14 protein-coding genes and 1 tRNA gene are annotated in these 17,825 nt (G+C 56.0%); 10 read left to right on the forward strand and 5 right to left on the reverse strand.

Annotation, left to right across the window (positions count from 1 at the left end; all coding sequences use genetic code 11):
• Nucleotides 1-992: 992 nt before the first annotated feature.
• The gene (locus IE089_RS01885; RefSeq protein ID WP_229802531.1) at nt 993-2,168 is read left to right on the forward strand and encodes an alpha/beta hydrolase family protein; all 1,176 of its coding nucleotides are present in this window, start codon (nt 993-995) and stop codon (nt 2,166-2,168) included.
• A 602-nt stretch (nt 2,169-2,770) separates the two neighbouring features.
• Complete coding sequence (locus IE089_RS01890) at nt 2,771-2,983, forward strand: hypothetical protein (RefSeq protein ID WP_189474636.1); 213 nt, start codon at nt 2,771-2,773, stop codon at nt 2,981-2,983.
• Nucleotides 2,984-3,426: 443 nt separating this feature from the next.
• Here the strand turns inward: IE089_RS01890 and IE089_RS01895 are convergent, their stop codons facing one another.
• Both IE089_RS01895 and IE089_RS01900 read right to left on the reverse strand, forming a co-directional pair.
• Nucleotides 3,427-3,960: a hypothetical protein gene (locus IE089_RS01895; protein WP_229802532.1), complete on the reverse strand. Its 534-nt coding sequence runs from the start codon at nt 3,958-3,960 to the stop codon at nt 3,427-3,429.
• A 359-nt stretch (nt 3,961-4,319) separates the two neighbouring features.
• Nucleotides 4,320-4,395, reverse strand: a tRNA-Asn gene (locus IE089_RS01900).
• A gap of 169 nt (nt 4,396-4,564) precedes the next feature.
• Between IE089_RS01900 and uvrB the strand changes: the two genes are divergently transcribed.
• Both uvrB and IE089_RS01910 read left to right on the forward strand, forming a co-directional pair.
• Nucleotides 4,565-6,583 (forward strand): excinuclease ABC subunit UvrB, encoded by a 2,019-nt coding sequence (gene uvrB / locus IE089_RS01905; RefSeq protein ID WP_189474655.1) that lies wholly within the window; start codon nt 4,565-4,567, stop codon nt 6,581-6,583.
• Nucleotides 6,584-6,646: 63 nt separating this feature from the next.
• Nucleotides 6,647-8,194: an arylsulfatase gene (locus tag IE089_RS01910; protein ID WP_189474658.1), complete on the forward strand. Its 1,548-nt coding sequence runs from the start codon at nt 6,647-6,649 to the stop codon at nt 8,192-8,194.
• A gap of 92 nt (nt 8,195-8,286) precedes the next feature.
• On the opposite strand, the gene IE089_RS01915 is transcribed toward IE089_RS01910, so the two are convergent.
• From IE089_RS01915 to pdsR, 3 genes are all read right to left on the reverse strand, one after another.
• Complete coding sequence (locus IE089_RS01915) at nt 8,287-8,583, reverse strand: hypothetical protein (protein WP_189474660.1); 297 nt, start codon at nt 8,581-8,583, stop codon at nt 8,287-8,289.
• A 92-nt stretch (nt 8,584-8,675) separates the two neighbouring features.
• Nucleotides 8,676-10,739, reverse strand: a complete 2,064-nt coding sequence (locus IE089_RS01920; protein ID WP_189474662.1) for an ATP-binding protein — start codon at nt 10,737-10,739, stop codon at nt 8,676-8,678.
• Nucleotides 10,740-10,745: 6 nt separating this feature from the next.
• Nucleotides 10,746-11,438 (reverse strand): proteobacterial dedicated sortase system response regulator, encoded by a 693-nt coding sequence (pdsR, locus tag IE089_RS01925; protein WP_189474664.1) that lies wholly within the window; start codon nt 11,436-11,438, stop codon nt 10,746-10,748.
• Between the two features lie 161 nt (nt 11,439-11,599).
• Here pdsR and IE089_RS01930 point away from each other — a divergent pair, with 161 nt between their 5' ends.
• The 6 genes from IE089_RS01930 to IE089_RS01955 are packed head-to-tail and all read left to right on the forward strand — an operon-like array spanning nt 11,600 to nt 17,726.
• The gene (locus IE089_RS01930) at nt 11,600-13,801 is read left to right on the forward strand and encodes a marine proteobacterial sortase target protein (RefSeq protein ID WP_189474666.1); all 2,202 of its coding nucleotides are present in this window, start codon (nt 11,600-11,602) and stop codon (nt 13,799-13,801) included.
• On the forward strand, nt 13,794-14,408 hold the full coding sequence (locus IE089_RS01935) for a class GN sortase (RefSeq protein ID WP_268247970.1): 615 nt from the start codon (nt 13,794-13,796) through the stop codon (nt 14,406-14,408). Before IE089_RS01930 ends, IE089_RS01935 begins: the two co-directional genes overlap by 8 nt.
• On the forward strand, nt 14,405-14,821 hold the full coding sequence (locus IE089_RS01940) for a hypothetical protein (protein WP_189474670.1): 417 nt from the start codon (nt 14,405-14,407) through the stop codon (nt 14,819-14,821). The genes IE089_RS01935 and IE089_RS01940 overlap by 4 nt, the downstream gene beginning before the upstream one ends.
• Nucleotides 14,822-14,868: 47 nt before the next feature.
• Nucleotides 14,869-15,753 carry a phospholipase D-like domain-containing protein gene (locus IE089_RS01945; protein WP_189474672.1) on the forward strand — a complete coding sequence of 295 codons (885 nt, stop codon included), beginning with the start codon at nt 14,869-14,871 and terminating at the stop codon, nt 15,751-15,753.
• A 24-nt stretch (nt 15,754-15,777) separates the two neighbouring features.
• Entirely contained in the window at nt 15,778-16,374 is a 597-nt protein-coding gene (locus tag IE089_RS01950; protein ID WP_189474674.1) for a phospholipase D-like domain-containing protein, read from the forward strand.
• A 38-nt stretch (nt 16,375-16,412) separates the two neighbouring features.
• Nucleotides 16,413-17,726 carry an APC family permease gene (locus IE089_RS01955; protein WP_189477297.1) on the forward strand — a complete coding sequence of 438 codons (1,314 nt, stop codon included), beginning with the start codon at nt 16,413-16,415 and terminating at the stop codon, nt 17,724-17,726.
• The last annotated feature ends 99 nt before the right edge of the window (nt 17,727-17,825 follow it).

Genomic DNA, 17,825 nt, shown 5'->3' on the forward strand with positions numbered 1-17,825 from the left:
TGCCTCGTAGCAAAAACTCCGCGCCCATCGAATAGAATTCATGCAGATGTCTACAGGTAAGGTGTGTCCAGCGTCCTCGCGAGTATTCGTGTGGCAACCCTACTGGCAGTCATGAACGTTTTGCCTCCTTCAAGCCAAGCGGCTTAAGACAGGGCAGAAACGTGACTTTCCCCGCTATCGCTCTTCCCTCGGCGTTAGCTTTCCGTTAAGTCACCTGCTAAAACCGCACAGAAGGGTAATGTCTATGCTTCCAGTGAACGTACAAATGTGGATTGACACAACGGGCGAATATGAGAACTTTGCTAATGCTGGTTCTGATCACAGGGCCGGTTTATGCCGATTGCATGAGGGACCCTTTGGGGCGGACTGTCTGTGGTCCGGGCCAATGTGCTACACACTATCGTGGCGAGATTTACTGTGCTCGCAATAAATTTGGTACAGCGACTTTGGACCGTAATGGCAGCGTGGTGTAGGGAATTGGTTAATGCGAGAAAGATTTTTGCGGCGATCTCCACTGCTCAAAAGAATCAGGCGGTGGTGTAGTTAGAAATGATCAAGGTGAAGTAGATTGCTTTGGCGCGTGTGAGCCAGCCAGTGTGCAATTTTGTGAACAGAGCATTGTGGGGCAATAAAACCTTGGCATGAATTCAATCCTGCTAATTTCCTACCGACTTGTCTTTGGCCCTGAAGCTCCCATTATCAGTGAATTACTCATACGCACGATGGGGCTTACGATAGCGACGGATTTGCCAGTTCGTTTGCCGAAGCGGCCCGGCAACACACTCTTTATGAATCCACGATCAGCGCATTGACCCCCGCCGTCGTGCGCCTGACGTTCACAATTCAGAGCTGTTCTTTTATTTTTTCGCTACCCGTAACTTCTTTTTTACAATTCTTAACAGTTACAGGCATTGAGCACCTCTGTGGCTCAACCTAGTATTCGCTCTAGGGAAATCAGCCCAACGAAAATGCCCAGCTTCGGGCTAAGGTCTATGATGAATAAAGTCTCGCTTATCACCTCGATACTGTTATTTGCTTTCATTAGCCAGGGGTGTTCGTCGGCGAGCGATGGAGGCGACAGCCCTAGCCCAGAGTTTTCCGTCTCAGATGCTCAAGTAGACACGAGCGGTGCTTTGTCCTCAGGCGATAGCGATGAGGAACAACACGATGACGAATCTGAGAGTGGGAATGATACAAACTCAGACGACCAGGTTCCTACGGTCAAGATGGAACCCTTTTACCGAGTATTGCTAGACGAGAATAGGACATACGCGGACGGACTTGCTCATAACGCAACGAGTACGGTTCCTTTTCCCAAACCTCTCTTGCTAGATATCTACTATCCAGATAATCAGTCCCCGAGCAGGCCTGTCTTTATGTTCATTCACGGTGGCGGTTTCACAGGTGGCACCAAGACGAAGCCAGAAATTGTAGCGATGGCAGATTTCTTTGCTTCACGGGGCTGGGTTTTTGCTTCCGTGGATTACAGAACCACAGAAGAACTTGGCTCCATACAGGGTTTGTCCCGCGAGGATGTCTTAACGTTTTACCATGGAATCGCGCCGCGGGAGTGGATTGAGTTTGCCCTGCAAGGAGCAGAAACCCCAAAGCAGTTCCAACAAGCCATTGCCCTGTATGCCGCACAAAGGGATGTAAAGGCAGCGCTCCGCTGGATGATGGCAAACGCAGATGGCTACAGATTTAACTCGGAATTCATTACCGTTGGCGGTGCCTCAGCGGGCGCAGTTGCTGCCATTACATTGGGAATCTCAAATCTGGAAGACTTTAGAGACGAGATCCTAATCAACGACGACCCTACATTGTCAACAACTAATTTGATTGAGGCTTACGTCGTTAAAAGTTTGGTGTACTTTTGGGGATCTAATACCAAGCTGGAAGCGTTCGAGTCAGTATATGGATTGAATCGTTACGATGGCAGTGACCCTGAGTTATTCATGGCGCACGGTACCGAAGACATGAACCCTGGCACGCCTTTTTCTGAGGCCATTGAGCTGCAGGAGATATATGATCCCCTGGGCGTTGATACCCAGCTGGTGCCTCTGGAAGGAGCTGGCCATGGCGCATGGGATGCCGAAGTGGGGGGTAAAGGCTTGTTTGAACTTACTTTTGACTTTCTCGTCGAACGGCAGAACCTGGCGATAGAGTGAGGCCAAAACTGGTTTCCTGAGGCAGCTAACGACGCTCGTTTGAGTCAAACACAGGTGGCGACACATCAGACTTTCGATCACTTGAGCGTTCATGGTTTCAATCCTGCTGACCATCAGCGTCATAACTTTCTGTAAGTGTAAGGCAGAAAGGAAGGTCCCGGCTGGAGCAGTCAACCCGCATATTGACGTGCGACTTACGGCGTGTGGTAGGTCAAGGCACGGCTCCGTACTCTAGCCGCGTGGGCGGTGAGCTGCGCGCATTGAACTTAGAAGTAAACTATCTCCGTGACTTTGGGCGATATTGCTAACGCGCCGATTAAGCCGCCTTCACTGGTGTATGCGTAGGTGTTCTATCTCTATGCCTCAACCACGATATACACCATCTTTGGGTGCGAGATATCAATATTCCTTTGCCTCTCTAAGAAATGAAAGCAATTCATCGTGACTTGGTGAACTCCCTTATGTTGCTGTGCGAGCTAAAGTGATAGCAGAGTAGTGGAGCGCTTACCGCTTTAAAAATCGCTTCGATTGGCTTAGTGTCGCAGCTATAGACAGGCTGAACGGACGGATCCTGCCTGCACGAACGTCGATGGAGCGTGATCGTGATATGGGAACAAATTATTGATTTCCTGAAAGATATTTCAGAAATATTCTTCACTACATTCGTTCAAATGCTATCCGTGTTTTCGCTTGGCACGGGTGCCGCAGCTATTGCTTGCTGGGTGTATGATGCGCCGATGAGTCTCTCTCTGGTCGGCGGCATATTGGCATTAGGGGTTTTTTTGGGAGTTTACTGGTTCTTGGGGGAATGGTAATGAAACACCAGAGAAGCTCACTTTCTGCTGTGCGCATCAGGTGACGCTTACCAGCGTGAAGTTTCATTAACAGCGTGCAGAATATATCCAAGAAGGGTGTCTGGGGCTTTAGTTAGCATCCGGCAACCTCCAGGTGTAAGTCGCTCAATGGGATGCCTAGAGTTTCAGAAAGAAACGCTTGCAGTTTTACACACCTCACAATCAAAACGGGGCTTAACCTGCAGTCAACCACGTGATGTTCGGCCGCACCCAAAGGGCTGTTATCGCCAGTGAGTACAAAAGTTGTTTGCGTAACTTATGGCTCCGCCTGCTGGGCTCGAACCAGCGAGCCAATGATTGACAACCGTTTCCAACCTTTGCGCTTATGCACTCTCGCCTGGCAGAGACGCGGTCCGGTCAAACTCTGCAATCTTTGAAGCGTACTCGCGTTCTAGAACGCGTAATCAGGCTGCCGCTTCTTCTTGCTTCGAATCGGAGGCCGATTCCTCACCATCCTTCGATTGCTGAGCCTCAAGCTCTTTGATCCTCTGCTCAAGGCGGGCGTTGTCTGCTTTGGCTTGCTTGAAGGATTTCTGTAGCAGATCTGCTGCCTTGGTCTTCTCAGCCAGCTTTTTCTTGTTAGCGTCGAGGTTTTTCTTCATGCGCTCTGGATCGTATTTCTTCAGCGCCGCGTGCTGCTCGCGCTCGGCAGCCAGCTCTTTCTGAAGCGTCTTTACCCGGCTCTTGGCCGTAGTGACTTCTTCCTTCAAATTCTCGGAGCGGTTGTGTAGCTCGCGGTTGCGCTGTTCAACCGCCTGAATGTCGCTAGCTTTGCCTGACAGGTCCGTGATGGTCGCGAGCTGGCTGGCGATGGTGCCTTTGAGCTCATCAACCTGCTTCTCAAGCGCTTCCTTTTCTTCCGTCAGCGTAGTGATTGCGCTATCTTTCGATTCCAATTGATCCTGGTACTGCTCGCGGAGCTGTGCTTCAAGCTCCATGACTTTCTCAAGTTTGCTTACTGTTAGCATGTAACGACTTTTCCCTGTTTACTGGCGCTTGGTTACGGCGGCAAGCGCGGTTGAAAAATAGGGGGTTCGCCAAGACTCGAACCCGGGACCACTCGATCAGTCGTCGGATGGTTTAACGTTCAGTACGTGAAGAGGAGAGGCAAGGCGCTGCCAGCTTCGAGATACTCGCTGGCCGATCTTGGCTCCCTGGACTACAAGCACAGCTTGTGGCCGCTCCCTGGCTCGCAGCGGTGCTTGCCGAAAGCCCCTCTATCATCCAACTGGGCTCTTCTCGCCCAAGAAGGGCGGATACAAAAAAGCCCGGTCGATTGACTGGGCTTTCTTTTGTATGGCTCCGCCTGCTGGGCTCGAACCAGCGACCCAATGATTAACAGTCATTTGCTCTACCAACTGAGCTAAGGCGGAATAGGTGTTAACCAGAGGGCGCGTATATTAATGGGCACTTATGTCGCGGTCAACTGTCTAGCGGCCATATTTCGGCGCTGCGGCGCAAAAACTGGCCATTGCTGCATTTGCCGTCTAAAACCCTGATAATAAACGGCTATTTTTCGTTCATTATCCCTAGGTTTGTTCTGTGACGCGTCCTTTTGAAGTGAAATCGGCCTTTGAGCCCGCTGGTGATCAGCCGGAGGCGATTCGTCAGCTCGTGGAGGGCGTGCAGGCGGGCCTTTCGTCCCAGATTTTGTTGGGTGTAACTGGCTCAGGCAAGACGTTCACTATGGCCCATGTGGTGGAAAAGCTGCAAAGGCCCACCATCGTCATGGCGCACAACAAAACGCTGGCCGCCCAGCTGTACGGGGAGTTTAAGGAGTTCTTCCCAAACAATGCGGTGGAGTATTTCGTTTCTTACTACGACTACTACCAGCCCGAGGCATATGTGCCATCTTCGGACACCTTCATTGAGAAGGATGCTTCGATCAATGACCACATTGAGCAGATGCGCCTGTCGGCCACCAAGGCCCTGCTGGAACGGGAGGACGTCCTCGTAGTCGCCACGGTCTCGGCTATCTATGGCTTGGGTGACCCGAAATCCTACTTCAAAATGGTGATGCACCTCTCCCGGGGGGAGATCATCGATCAGCGCCAGGTGCTGCGTCAGCTGGCGGAGTTGCAGTACACCCGCAATGATGTGGACTTCAGTCGGGGTACTTACCGTGTACGTGGCGACGTCATTGATATTTTCCCGGCGGACTCTGAGAACGATGCCGTACGTGTAGAGCTGTTCGACGAGGAGGTGGAAAGCCTTTCGCTGTTCGATCCCCTCACGGGTGCCATTGAAGCTAAGGTCCCTCGAGTGACCATCTTCCCAAAAAGTCACTACGTTACCTCTCGCGATGTGATGCTGGGTGCCATTGATGAGATTGAGGCGGAGTTAGAGGTTCGCCTTAAGCAGCTCAAGGACAACGACAAATTGGTGGAGGCACAACGCCTGCAGCAGCGCACGAAATACGATGTGGAGATGATCCGGGAGTTGGGCTATTGCCAGGGCATTGAAAACTACTCGCGCTACCTCTCCGGTCGTGCGCCGGGCGAGCCGCCGCCAACCTTGTTTGAATACCTGCCTGACAATGCATTGGTAATCGTGGACGAATCTCACGCCAGTATTCCGCAAATTGGCGCGATGTACCGTGGCGACCGTTCGCGAAAAGAAACGTTAGTGGAGTACGGCTTCCGTTTGCCTTCCGCCCTGGACAACCGCCCGATGCGGTTTGCAGAGTGGGAGCAACTGGTGCCCCAGGCGGTCTTTGTGTCTGCAACGCCCGGTCCGTATGAACTGGAGCATGCGGGGCGCACCGTCGAGCAGGTTGTGCGGCCCACTGGGCTTATCGATCCGGAGCTTGAGGTACGGCCTGCCACCACCCAGGTGGACGACCTACTCGCGGAGATCCATACAGTCGTTGCCAAAGGTCAGCGTGTACTCGTGACCACACTGACCAAGCGGATGGCGGAAGACCTTACTGAGTACCTGGCTGAGCATGACGTTAAGGTGCGCTATCTGCATTCGGACATCGATACGGTTGAGCGTGTTGAGATTATTCGGGATCTACGACTGGGTGAGTTTGATGTGCTCGTGGGCATCAACCTGCTACGTGAGGGCCTAGACATGCCCGAGGTGTCGCTTGTGGCCATTCTGGATGCGGATAAGGAAGGGTTCCTGCGCTCGGACCGCTCCCTGATTCAGACCATTGGCCGCGCAGCCCGCAACCTTCACGGTCGCGCCATTCTGTATGCAGATAACGTGACCGGATCTATGGAACGTGCCATGGCCGAAACCGAGCGGCGGCGCGAAAAGCAGCTGGCACATAATGCTGAGTACAACATTGTGCCGAAAGGCGTTGAGAAGTCGGTTCAAGACATCATGGAAGGAGCGCGGCGAATGCCGACACGCGGCAAAGCCAAAGGCCGCAAAGTGGCCGATACCCGCGCGACCTACGCCGAGGATCTGGCAAAACTTACGCCCGCAGCTTTGTCACGTAAGCTCAAGCAAATGGAAGGGCAGATGCAGGAACACGCTAAGAACCTGGAGTTTGAGGAGGCAGCAGCATTGCGGGACCAGCTAACCGAGATTAAGCAACAAGCCTTCATCAGTTAGCGCTGAAAATGGCGAGGCGGTCTATAATAGGAAAAGTGTAAAAACCATAAGGAGGTCCACTGCATGCGTCCACAACGATGGTATTTAGGGTTGGCGCTGGTGTTAACAGCGTCCCTCGCTCAGGCCGCCGACAAACCCAATATTCTTGTCATCTGGGGAGATGACGTCGGTCAGTCCAACATCAGTGCCTATTCTCGCGGCATGATGGGCTACCACACTCCGAATATTGATCGCATCGCCGACGAGGGCATGATGTTCACCGACTACTACGGTGAGCAAAGCTGTACCGCAGGTCGCTCTTCTTTCATCATGGGCCAATCGGTATTTCGCACGGGCCTAAGTAAAGTCGGGCTCCCCGGCGCAGAGCTGGGTATGCGTGAGGAAGATCCCACCATCGCGGGCTTGCTGAAGAATCACGGCTATGTCACCGGGCAGTTCGGCAAGAACCACCTGGGTGATCGCGATGAGCACTTGCCCACGAATCACGGCTTCGATGAGTTCTACGGCAACCTGTATCACCTGAATGCAGAGGAAGAGCCCGAGAACGCAGACTACCCCACTGATCCTGCGTTCCGTGAACGCTACGGGCCCCGCGGTGTCATCAAGTCAAGCGCAGATGGCGAGATCGAAGACACGGGTCCCTTAACCAAGAAGCGCATGGAAGTTGTCGATGACGACACTTCTGCAGAGGCTATCAAGTTCTTGGAGCAGGCGGTGGCCGACGACAAGCCATTCTTTATTTGGTGGAGCGGCACGCGCATGCACTTCCGCACCCACGTCTCGGAAGAGAAGATGAAGTGGTGCAAGGAGCAGTACCCACGCGCGGATGAATACAGCTGCGGAATGGTGGAGCACGATGCGCACATCGGGCTGTTCCTGGATAAGCTGGATGAGCTGGGCATTGCCGACAACACGATCGTGTTCTACAGCACCGACAATGGGCCGCACTACAACACCTGGCCAGATGCCGCTTCAACGCCATTCTTTGGTGAGAAAAACACCAATTGGGAAGGTGGCTGGCGAGTGCCTGCGGCCGTTCGCTGGCCCGGCAAGATCGAGGCTGGCTCCGTGTCTAACGAGATCATGCATCACATGGATTGGTTGCCCACCTTCCTTGCAGCGGCCGGGGAAGCAGATGTCAAAGACAAGCTGCTGAAGGGACATCGAGCCATTGGTCGTCGTTACAAGGTCCACCTGGATGGCTACAACTTTTTGCCCTATTTGACAGGTGAGTCTGAGGAAGCGCCTCGCAGAGAAATCTTCTATTTCTCGGATGAGGGTGATCTGACGGCGTTACGCTACAACGATTGGAAGATGATCTTCATGGAGCAGAAAGAGTATGAGACGTTCCGAGCTTGGATCGAGCCATTCACCCCACTGCGCGTACCCCTGATCTTCAATCTCCGTCGAGACCCGTACGAGCGGTCTTATCGCACATCCAATACCTATTATGACTGGATGCTTGATCGGGTCTACCTGCTGGTGCCTGCACAGGACTACGTTGCGCGGTTCCTGCAGACCTTTGAGGAGTACCCGCCGCGCCAGAAGGCAGCGAGCTTCTCCCTGGACCAGGTGATGGAAAAACTCACCACACCCTCTGGCAACCCTTAGTACCGCATGGGTTGCTGGGAAGGGCCTCTAACGAGGCCCTTTTTTGTGCATGAATGTTCAGTGATTCGCTCACTACTGCTTTCGCCGATAATCTACAAATCACCGTTCGCACTGCGCGGGGCGAAGTAATCGGCTGCCTCAGGCGTCGCCGTGAGCTCAATCGACTCCACCACTTCACCATCGATGATATAGGCTTGCCGACAAGTTTCCGTCTTGATGTGTGCTCGTTCAGTCCGCAGTTTTTCCACTGCAATTTCAGCGCGCGTGGCCTCAGCACCCGAGGTATCACCCTGTGCGATTTGACGTATTAATCTTTGCTTCAAACTTTCACCGTTTTTGGGCTGAAGCTCCAACTGGTGCGGACGTGGTTTCTTCGGTACTGCGATCATGCTGGTTTTCCTCCACTTTGAGGAAAATGCTACGCCGACACTGACGTCCATCGGATGGCCGGCGACGACAAGTGCTTTGCAGATTGCGCCATTTATGTCGGATCGATGGGGCCCGGCAGGATAAGCGTGATTTGCACACCCGAGCCATCCTCACGATTGTCTGCCTTCGAGGTACCCCCAAGTGCTGTTGTAATCAGGCGTACAACGTGGAGGCCGAGACCCAGGTGAATACTATTGCTCTCCGCGGTCTCCCGCAGCGACACCATGGGTTCGAAGATCTGACTGCCCAGGTGTTCCGGTAGCAGTGGCCCGGGATTGGTTACGGTAACAGCGACGCGGTCGTTTAACACACCGGCGCCCAACTCGATGGTCTTGCCACGTTGTGTAAATGACACCGCGTTGGCCACCAGTTTATCCAGGGCCTGCGCCAGCAGATCCGGATTACTCTCGATCCAGATTGGCTCTGATAGGGTTAAGGTAAATCGCCTATCGCTGTGAATCTGTGCGTAGGCCGTTACCAGTTCTTCGAGGAAAGCATTCAACTCTATACGCTCACGTTGTGGCCTCTGGAGGCTGTCTTCCAATCCGGCGGCCTCACTCATCGCAGTCAGTATTCGGCTCAAGCGAGCAAGGCCTTCCTGTGCACGCTGCCGGTAGGTAGCCCTTTCCTCCTTGTTGAGGGCAGGGTGTGCGAGGTTGTCCAGCGAGGATTGAATCACCGCAATGGGCGTGCGCAGTTCATGGGCGAGCTTACTGCTGAGGGTCCTGAGGTACTGGTTGTAGTCGGCAACGCGATCCAGCAGTTCAGCGTAGCGCCGGGAGAGATCGCCAATCTCATCCTTGGCCCGGCTGCGCGGAAACCGGTCGATGTTACCGTCACTGTCTAGCGCTGTTTCGGCGGCCTGGCTAAGCCGCCGTATCCGCCAACTGAGCAGGCTTGCATACGCCAAAAGCCCCAGCGCAGATACAGCAATAGCGCTCAGACTGTAGCCCACCAGAGTGGAAAAAGCCGCATCGGTCAATGACAGGTATCGCTCGCTGCTCTGTGCCACCAATAAAGCGCCCATTGGCGCTGCGTTGGCGAACAGGGGAGCCGCAGCCTGGAGCAGCGCACGGTCTCCGCTGGCGGCGTCGCCGTAACTGGCGACACCACCATAACCGGCCATGGGGTCCTCGAGCGTTTTGTCTGCCAGCTTACCGCGATTATCCACTGTGGGGCGCGGCGCCAGGTTCTCTTCAGGCAGAGCCCACCGATAGAGCTGTCGCAGCAGCCAATGGGTATTGCCACTGCCCGCGGCAGAACTGCTCTCATCACTGCCTAATTGGGCCAGGCGCTGGCCGCCCTTGTCAAACAGGGCGATATCAGTGCCGGGTGCAATGAATCGCTGCAACCATTGCTCCAGTGCGGGGGGGGAATGAATGAGCCAAGGGGGCGCAGCGGTGTCTAACGCGGTGGTATTGCCCAAAGTACGCGTACCCGATCCCGTGAAGGCCACATCCACCAAGTAAAAGCCAAGGCGTTCACCGAGCAGGCTGATGGGCATCTCCAATTCAAGGTTGTAGCCTTGTGCAGTGTCCTGCCAGACCCCGCGGATTCGATTAGGGTCGGTACCCGGGAGTGCGCGGTCTACGTACTGTGCCCTGATCCGCCCCGGCGCCGCGGTGGATATGACATAGCTCTGGCGCCGACCCTGTACCCAGGTGGTGAGATACAGTCGGTCGCCATTGGGCTGCGGTGAGAGAGCAGGGTTGTGAAAGACAATCTCGGGGTCGCTCACCTGAAAGAGCAGATACAGCCGGCCTTGCCGAGCCATTGCCTGGTACCGCAGTTGCAGTGAACTGTCGCTGTTGCCGTATTGCCTGAACCGCTGCTCCGGCCAACCTTCGGCATAGCCGTCCACGATCACGGGCTGCTCCGTGGGCCAGGCATAAACGCTGTCGCGGGCGTCGGGCAGGTCTTTCAGCCGCAAGGTATCGGGGTAAAGCAGGTCGTCCCGGTCTGTGAGCGTTGCCGCTATTGTCTCGGCGGTCGCTTGTAGTGCCTGCTCCTGGCCATCGCGCAAACCGGACTCAATTTCCCGAATAAACTGGCAGCCTGCCCATGGCAGGCTCAGCAGCAATAAACTCACCAGCAATAGCTGTCGGCGCAGGGTCATGACAGGCTATTCCATGTGCCAGCTGTATCCCATGGCATACGCTGTTTTGATGGCAACAAAGTGCGCGTCTACGGCTTTGAACTTGCGCCTCACTCGCTTGATGTGAGAGGTGATGGTGTTGTCGTCCAGGACCACGTTGGCTGCATCCATGAGCTGTTGCCGATTTTTGACGTGCCCGGGATGCTGTGCCAACGCATGCACAATCCAGAACTCCGTGACGGTGAGGTCTACGGCTTCACCACGCCAGTGTGCCGTCATTCTGTCCGCGTCCAGCCTGAGTTCGCCACGCGTGAGTGCCTGGCTCTCGGTCTGCGGTGAGCGCAGGGCCTCCATGCGGCGCAACAGGGCAAATATGCGCGCCAGCATATGCTCCTGACTGATGTCTTTGGTGACGTAATCGTCCGCGCCCAGTCTCAGCCCCGAGATAATGTCCACCTCGGAGTCACGCGCGGTAAGAAACATGATGGGTAGCTCACGGCTCTGGCTGCGCAATTCGCGGCACAACTCGAAGCCACCCTCGGTGTCCATGCCCAGTCCGATATCAATGATGGCAAGATCGGGCAGGTGGGTGTTGAAGGCATCGGTAGCGCTGGCTTTGTCCGAGTACCAGGAAACCCTGAAACCACGGCGCTGTAGCGCCTCGCGATAGTTAGCGGCAATCGCGGCCACGTCTTCGACGATGGCGATGTGATGGTCCATAGGGCGCTCCGAAATGATGTTCGCATGGTTTCAAAAACCCAGCTGCCTCACAAGGCTCTGCCACAATTCATCACAATTCGCCTCTGTCCTGCCCGAATCGTGCCATTACTGCGCCGCAATGACTCGCTTGAATAACTCCCATACCAATAAGGGGAGTCATCATGTCTTTTGCTCATCATTTCTATGCCCGTACGCGGTCCAGCTCACAATGGCGTGTCGCCGGGATGTGGTACTGCTTCCGTCTGTTGCCCGGGGCGATCGTCGCCGGCTTGCTCGTGCTTTTGTTATCCGCGTCTCCCGCCAGAGCGGTAGCGCCGGATCACATGCCCTTGCAAACAGGGGGGTTGCTGCTTGAGACGGCCGCCGGTGAGTCGCATCCCGCTGTCATGCAGTCCTCCAACTTTGACGTGTCGATCAGCGGAATGGTGGCTGTCGTCACGCTAACCCAGCATTTCGCCAACGAAAGCAGTGACTGGGTAGAGGGCGTTTACTCGTTCCCGCTGCCCGATGAGGCTGCGGTCCGCTCGATGGAGTTAATCGCGGGTGAGCGTCGGATCGTGGGTCGCGTTCGCGAGCGGCAGCTTGCGCAGCAGCAATATCGCCAGGCTCGGGAGGAGGGGAAGCGCGCCAGTCTGGTAGAGCAGCAGCGCCCCAACCTTTTCACCAATCGCATCTCAAACATTGCGCCCGGTGAGTCAGTATCGGTGCGTCTGGAATACGTACAGCCAGTACTGTACCGCCAGGGCGAGTTTTCACTGCGGCTGCCAACAACGCTAACACCGCGTTACATGCCGGGTAGGGTTTTGGAAGAGGGTGCTGGCAATTCGAAGCGGGAAATTCTTTCGATTAATGATGGCAGTGGGTGGGCACAGTCGACCGATCAGGTGCCTGATGCCGCGCTGATCTCGCCGTTTCTGCATGCCAGTCAGGGCAGCGATACCTCGCCTCTGAATGCGATGACACTTCAGGTATCGCTTGATATGGGTTTGCCTCTCGCAGACTTCACGTCGCTGTATCACGAGGTGGCTATCGCTCGGCAGCAGTTCACTTACCAAATTAATCTCGTCGATGGCCGCGCTGAAATGGATCGTGATGTGCTGCTCTCATGGCGAGTTGCTAGTGGCTCGGAGCCGCAGGCGGCCTGGCTGTCCGAAACGCGCAATGGCAAGCACTACGGTCTGCTTATGATTGTGCCGCCAGAAACCGCGCCGGTGCCGGTACCGCGCGAGCTTGTGTTTGTGATCGATACGTCTGGCTCAATGGCCGGTGACTCGATCCGGCAGGCAAAAAGCAGTTTGCGGCGTGCGCTGCGCAGGCTCTCGAGTGATGACCAACTTAACGTCATTGCCTTTGATTCAAGGGCTCGGCGCCTGTACCCACAGGCGATGCCCGCGAGCCAACAGCGCATCGCACAAGCACTTTCCTATGTCGACAGGTTGGAAGCTTCGGGTGGTACGGAGATGCTGGCGGCCCTGCAAATGGCATTGTCAGATCAGTCTGAATTGCATTCGGACCGGTTGCGGCAGGTCGTTTTCGTCACCGATGGCGCAGTGGGTAATGAGCAAACGCTATTTGAGGCGATCAATCAATCTCTTGGGCAATCACGTCTGTTCACGGTGGGCATTGGCTCAGCGCCCAATAGCTGGTTCATGCGCGCTTCCGCAGAGCTCGGTAGAGGTACGCACACACATATCGGCAGTGCTGGTGAAGTCGCGGAGCGCATGGATGCGCTGTTTGATGCCATGGCGGCGCCGGTCGCTACTGACATCGATATTCAGTGGCCAGCCGAGGTTGACAGCGCACCTGCGCGTATACCGGATCTGTATCACGGAGACCCGGTGCAGGTGGTTGCCCGTTTGCCACAGCCGTTGGCGCCCGGCAGTGCTATTACCCTTCGAGGTGTTACCGGCGGCCAAGCCTGGGAACGCGCTGTCACGGTATCTGCGAGTAGAGACTCCCATGAAGGGGTGGCGAGTCTGTGGGCGAGGCGAAAAATCCGGGAACTTCTGGATGGCCGTGCCCAAGGCGCTGATCAAGCTAGCGTAAAATCGTCGGTGCTAGCGTTAGCTTTAGAGCATCAACTGCTAAGCCCCTACACCAGCTTTGTTGCTGTGGATGAAACGCCGGTACGTGAACCTGGCTCAACGCTGACATCGCGTCCCGTGCCCAACACGGCGCCACGTGGGCAAGCGCCGCAGACCTATGCCTGGCCTTCCACCGCCACGTCTGCGCCATTGAGTATTTATCTGGCTAGTGTGTTCCTGCTTTCCGCGATCCTGGTGTGGCGCCTCGCCCGGGACGAGGTAACCCCGGCGGCAGATGTCTGTGCGTCGCGATCACGTATGGCACAAACCCATGTTTAGCGCAGTAACACGATGTGCCGCTTGTGTCTGTTTGTGCCTGGGCTTGTATCACTTGCAGTACGCATTGTTGATTGAGGCGAAGGCCGCAATGGCGCCCTTCCTGATAGAGCGGGCCTGGCAGCAAACATTGGTCTCCGGCGTAACGTCAAGGCCTTGGCCCTGGGCTGATACCTGGCCAGTAGCTCAGCTCGAAATTCCAGCAGTCGACGTGCGATTGCCCATTCTGGCAAGCACCAGTGGTGAGGCGCTGGCATTTGCGCCAGGACTGCATGCGGGCTCAGTGCTTTGGGGAGAGCCCGGCAGCGCGGTAATCGGTGGGCACCGTGACACCCATTTCGACTTTATGGCTGATCTGGTGGTGAATGACCGGCTGCAAATACAGGACAGTCTGGGCAGACAGTTGCGCTACCGCATCGCTGAGTTGCATGTCATCGACAGCGCCCATACACCTCTGGTTACTGAGGGCAACGAGCACCAAGTGCTATTGGTGACCTGTTATCCCCTGGACGCACTCCACGCAGGAGGCTCGCTGCGCTATGTGGCGGTAGCAGAAATGGAGCCACTACAACCGACTTTTCTTGCCTCGAGACGGAGTTTCAAACTATGAAACCGATTGCACTCAGACACACCGTGGCCGTGTATCAGGCCGTAGGTCCGCAACAGCTCGCCGCCCTGATTCGCACCGACTGGCGGTGCATTGAGCCGGGTTGGGGTGGCGAGCACTTTACGTATTTGAAGCAGCGCCAGCGCTACGCGGAGATGATCGCCCGGCAGTGGGAGGTGCCGCTCTACGGTGCGGGGTATGTGGTACGGCTTGTATTGCCTGAAGATGCACTGCGCCAGTATGACCTTGAGACCGTTGCCTACGAAGAGCACTTGGAGTATCGGGTACCCAGTTGCGAACTGAGGACCTTAAGCCGCGAGTTAGTGGGCGCCATTCAGCCTGTGGCAGCGTTTATGGATCGCGAGAGCTACTCCATACCCTTGGGGTCGCGGCCACTGGCGTCGCTTATTGGGTAGTGTGCTCATGCTCGCAACCGAGCGGGGTGGCCGTATAATGCAGCGCCATGCGAACGCGACTCGTCAATCCGGTATTTCATGTTCTGCTCATTGTGTTGGCGCTTGGCGGTTGTGCCGCCATCACACCGCAAGAGGACAGGCCGGCAGATAAGTCCATGGCGCCCGCGGCGTTTGAACGCTGGCCGGCCCTTTCCCCGATCGCCGACCGCAACGTGCTGGTGCCGCTCAACGAGGGTAAAACAGCATTGAACTGGCGCTTGCAGTTGCTCCAGTCCGCCACTCAGAGTATCGATCTTCAAACCTTCATCTGGCGCACGTATGCCACGGGCAATGCCATCCTCGCAGCGGTACTGGACGCCGCTGGCAGAGGAGTGAAAGTTCGCGTTCTGCTGGATGACAGTTTTCTGGCCCATGCAGATCCGGTGCTACACGCTGTCGCTCAGCATCCCAATATTCGCTATCGGATCTATAACCCCGCAGCCAACCGAGCCGGTGGCACCGTGACGCGGCAGCTGGCAAACATCACTGAATTCAATCGCCTGAACCACCGGATGCATAACAAGCTGCTATTGGTGGATGGCCGAGTGGGTATCGTGGGTGGGCGTAATCAGGCCGATGAGTACTTTGGCTTGCGCCAGCAGCAGAATTTCCGCGATATGGAGGTGCTGTTACAGGGGCCCGTGATAAATGACCTGGCGCCTGCCTTCGATCTCTACTGGAACGATGAGTGGAGCATCGATATTGATGCCCTGACTGAGGGCGACCCCGGCCTGAATCTTATCAGTGAGCGCCAGGCTCTTGCCGCTGCGCCGCGCTATCCCTTGCCACCGGTGGCGAGCGTCGCGCAGTGGCGCCAGGTTTTCGAGGGCGGCTTTGCGGCGGAACTGGAGCTGATCGTCGACGATCCACAGCAAGTGGGCAGTGGTGAATGACCGGTGCAGTGGGGGGATGCCTTCATGAATCGTATCGACAGTGTGGAAGCGGACCTGCTCCTCGTATCCGCCTACTTCATTCCCACGGATGCGCTGATGGCGGCATTGGACCGGGCGGTACGCCGTGGTGTACGGGTTCGTGTGCTGACTAACTCCTTAGGCTCGAACAATCATGTGTCGGCACACGCCGCATACACTCACCATCGACGTGCGTTGTTGATGGCCGGGGTCAAGTTGTATGAACTGCGTGCCGATGCCAGTGATCGGGCGCGTTACATTTTCTCCGGCGTTGAAGACAGCATGCTGGGGCTGCAGGCGAAGTTTGCCGTGCTCGATGATTGCTGCATTGCTGTGGGTTCTTCGAATTTGGACCCGCGTTCGTTGTTGTTGAATTCTGAGTTGGGAGCTTTCGCGATCAGCGAGCCGTTGAACGCGGAGTTACGCTACCTATTTGCAGTAGACATGGCGCCGGGTAACGCCTGGCGTGTCTCGCTGGATGACGCGCAACGAGTGATCTGGAGCGACGAAGCCGGACACCGCTATGATGCTCCGCCGGCTTCATTTTTCCTGCGAGCCGAAAACTGGTTCTTTGGTTTGCTTCCGCTCGACGGACAGATGTAGGGTACAGGCGTTAACCGCAGCAATAACAAGGACTGACTCTGTCTCGCTATAAGCCCTCCGTTGCCGCGGCTGTTGTCATCGCCAATATGATCGGGACCGGTGTGTTCACCAGTCTGGGGTTTCAGTTGGTGGAGCTGCAGTCCGCGCCGGTCCTTCTCTTGCTGTGGCTGGTTGGCGGCATAGCCGCCCTCTGTGGTGCCTTGTGTTACGCCGAGCTGGGTGCGGCCTTGCCCCGCTCTGGCGGTGAGTACAATTTTCTTAGTGAGATCTATCACCCCGGCGCCGGCTTTGTTTCAGGCTGGATTTCTGCGACCGTTGGATTCGCTGCCCCTACTGCACTTGCCGCACTCACCTTTGGCAGCTATCTCGGCTCGGTCATTGAAGGAGCCTCGCCAACTGTTCTCGCCACCGGGCTGATTGTTGTTCTTACTGTGGCCCACTGCACAAGTCATCGAGGCAGCGGCAGTACCCAGTGGTGGTTAACGCTATTAAAGCTGCTGTTGATCGTGGGCTTTTCTGGCGCGGCCCTGCTGTTGTCCAGCGAACGCACAGAGACGCGGTTCGTCCCTGTGACCGGCGATGGCGCACTGGTGGCCAGTGGTGCATTTGCTGTGGCGCTGATTTACGTGAACTACGCCTATTCCGGGTGGAACGCAGCAACTTACATCAGCGGTGAACTGGAGAATGCGCAGAGCAATCTGCCGCGTGTTCTGGCCCTCAGCACGGCAGGGGTGTGCCTGGCCTATCTGCTATTGAACTACGTGTTCCTCGCGGTGGCGCCAATGGACGCTATGACAGGAAAGGTGGAGGTTGGATTTATCGCCGCAACTTACGCCTTTGGAGAGAGTGCCGGCAGGGTGATGGGTGTACTGCTGGCCTTGCTGTTGATTTCCACCGTGTCTGCCATGATTCTCGCCGGTCCCCGCGTCCTTCATCGAATAGGTGAAGACTATCGCCTGTTCTCGCCGCTGGCGCGCAGCAACAGGCACGGAATCCCCGTCGCTGCCATTCTGTGTCAGGCGGCAGTTGCGCTGGTGTTTTTGTGGACGGCGAGCTTCGAGCGCATTCTGGTATTCGCTGGCGCCACCATGGCCCTGAACACGTTTTTTACCGTGCTGGGCTTGCTTGTTCTGCGCTGGCGCGAGCCTGACTTACTGCGCCCCTTCCGTGTAACCCTGTATCCGATTACACCCCTGGTGTATCTGGGGCTGACGGGATGGACGCTCTGGTATGTCGTGGCTCAGCGCCCTGTGGAGGCTATGCTGGGGTTGGGCATTGTCGCCAGTGGGGTAGTGTTCTATCTCATCAGTCGACACCTCAGCAGGGAACCGAGTCAAACAGGGCGCGCATAGTCACATCGAGTGCGCTAGCGACTTTAGCTTGGCGGTGATTTTTCCCCTTCAAAACCGGCGCCCGCTCCTCTAGAATCTCGGTCCCGAAAAGCACGGCGC

This window comes from Parahalioglobus pacificus, assembly GCF_014652275.1.
Lineage (GTDB): Bacteria > Pseudomonadota > Gammaproteobacteria > Pseudomonadales > Halieaceae > Parahalioglobus > Parahalioglobus pacificus.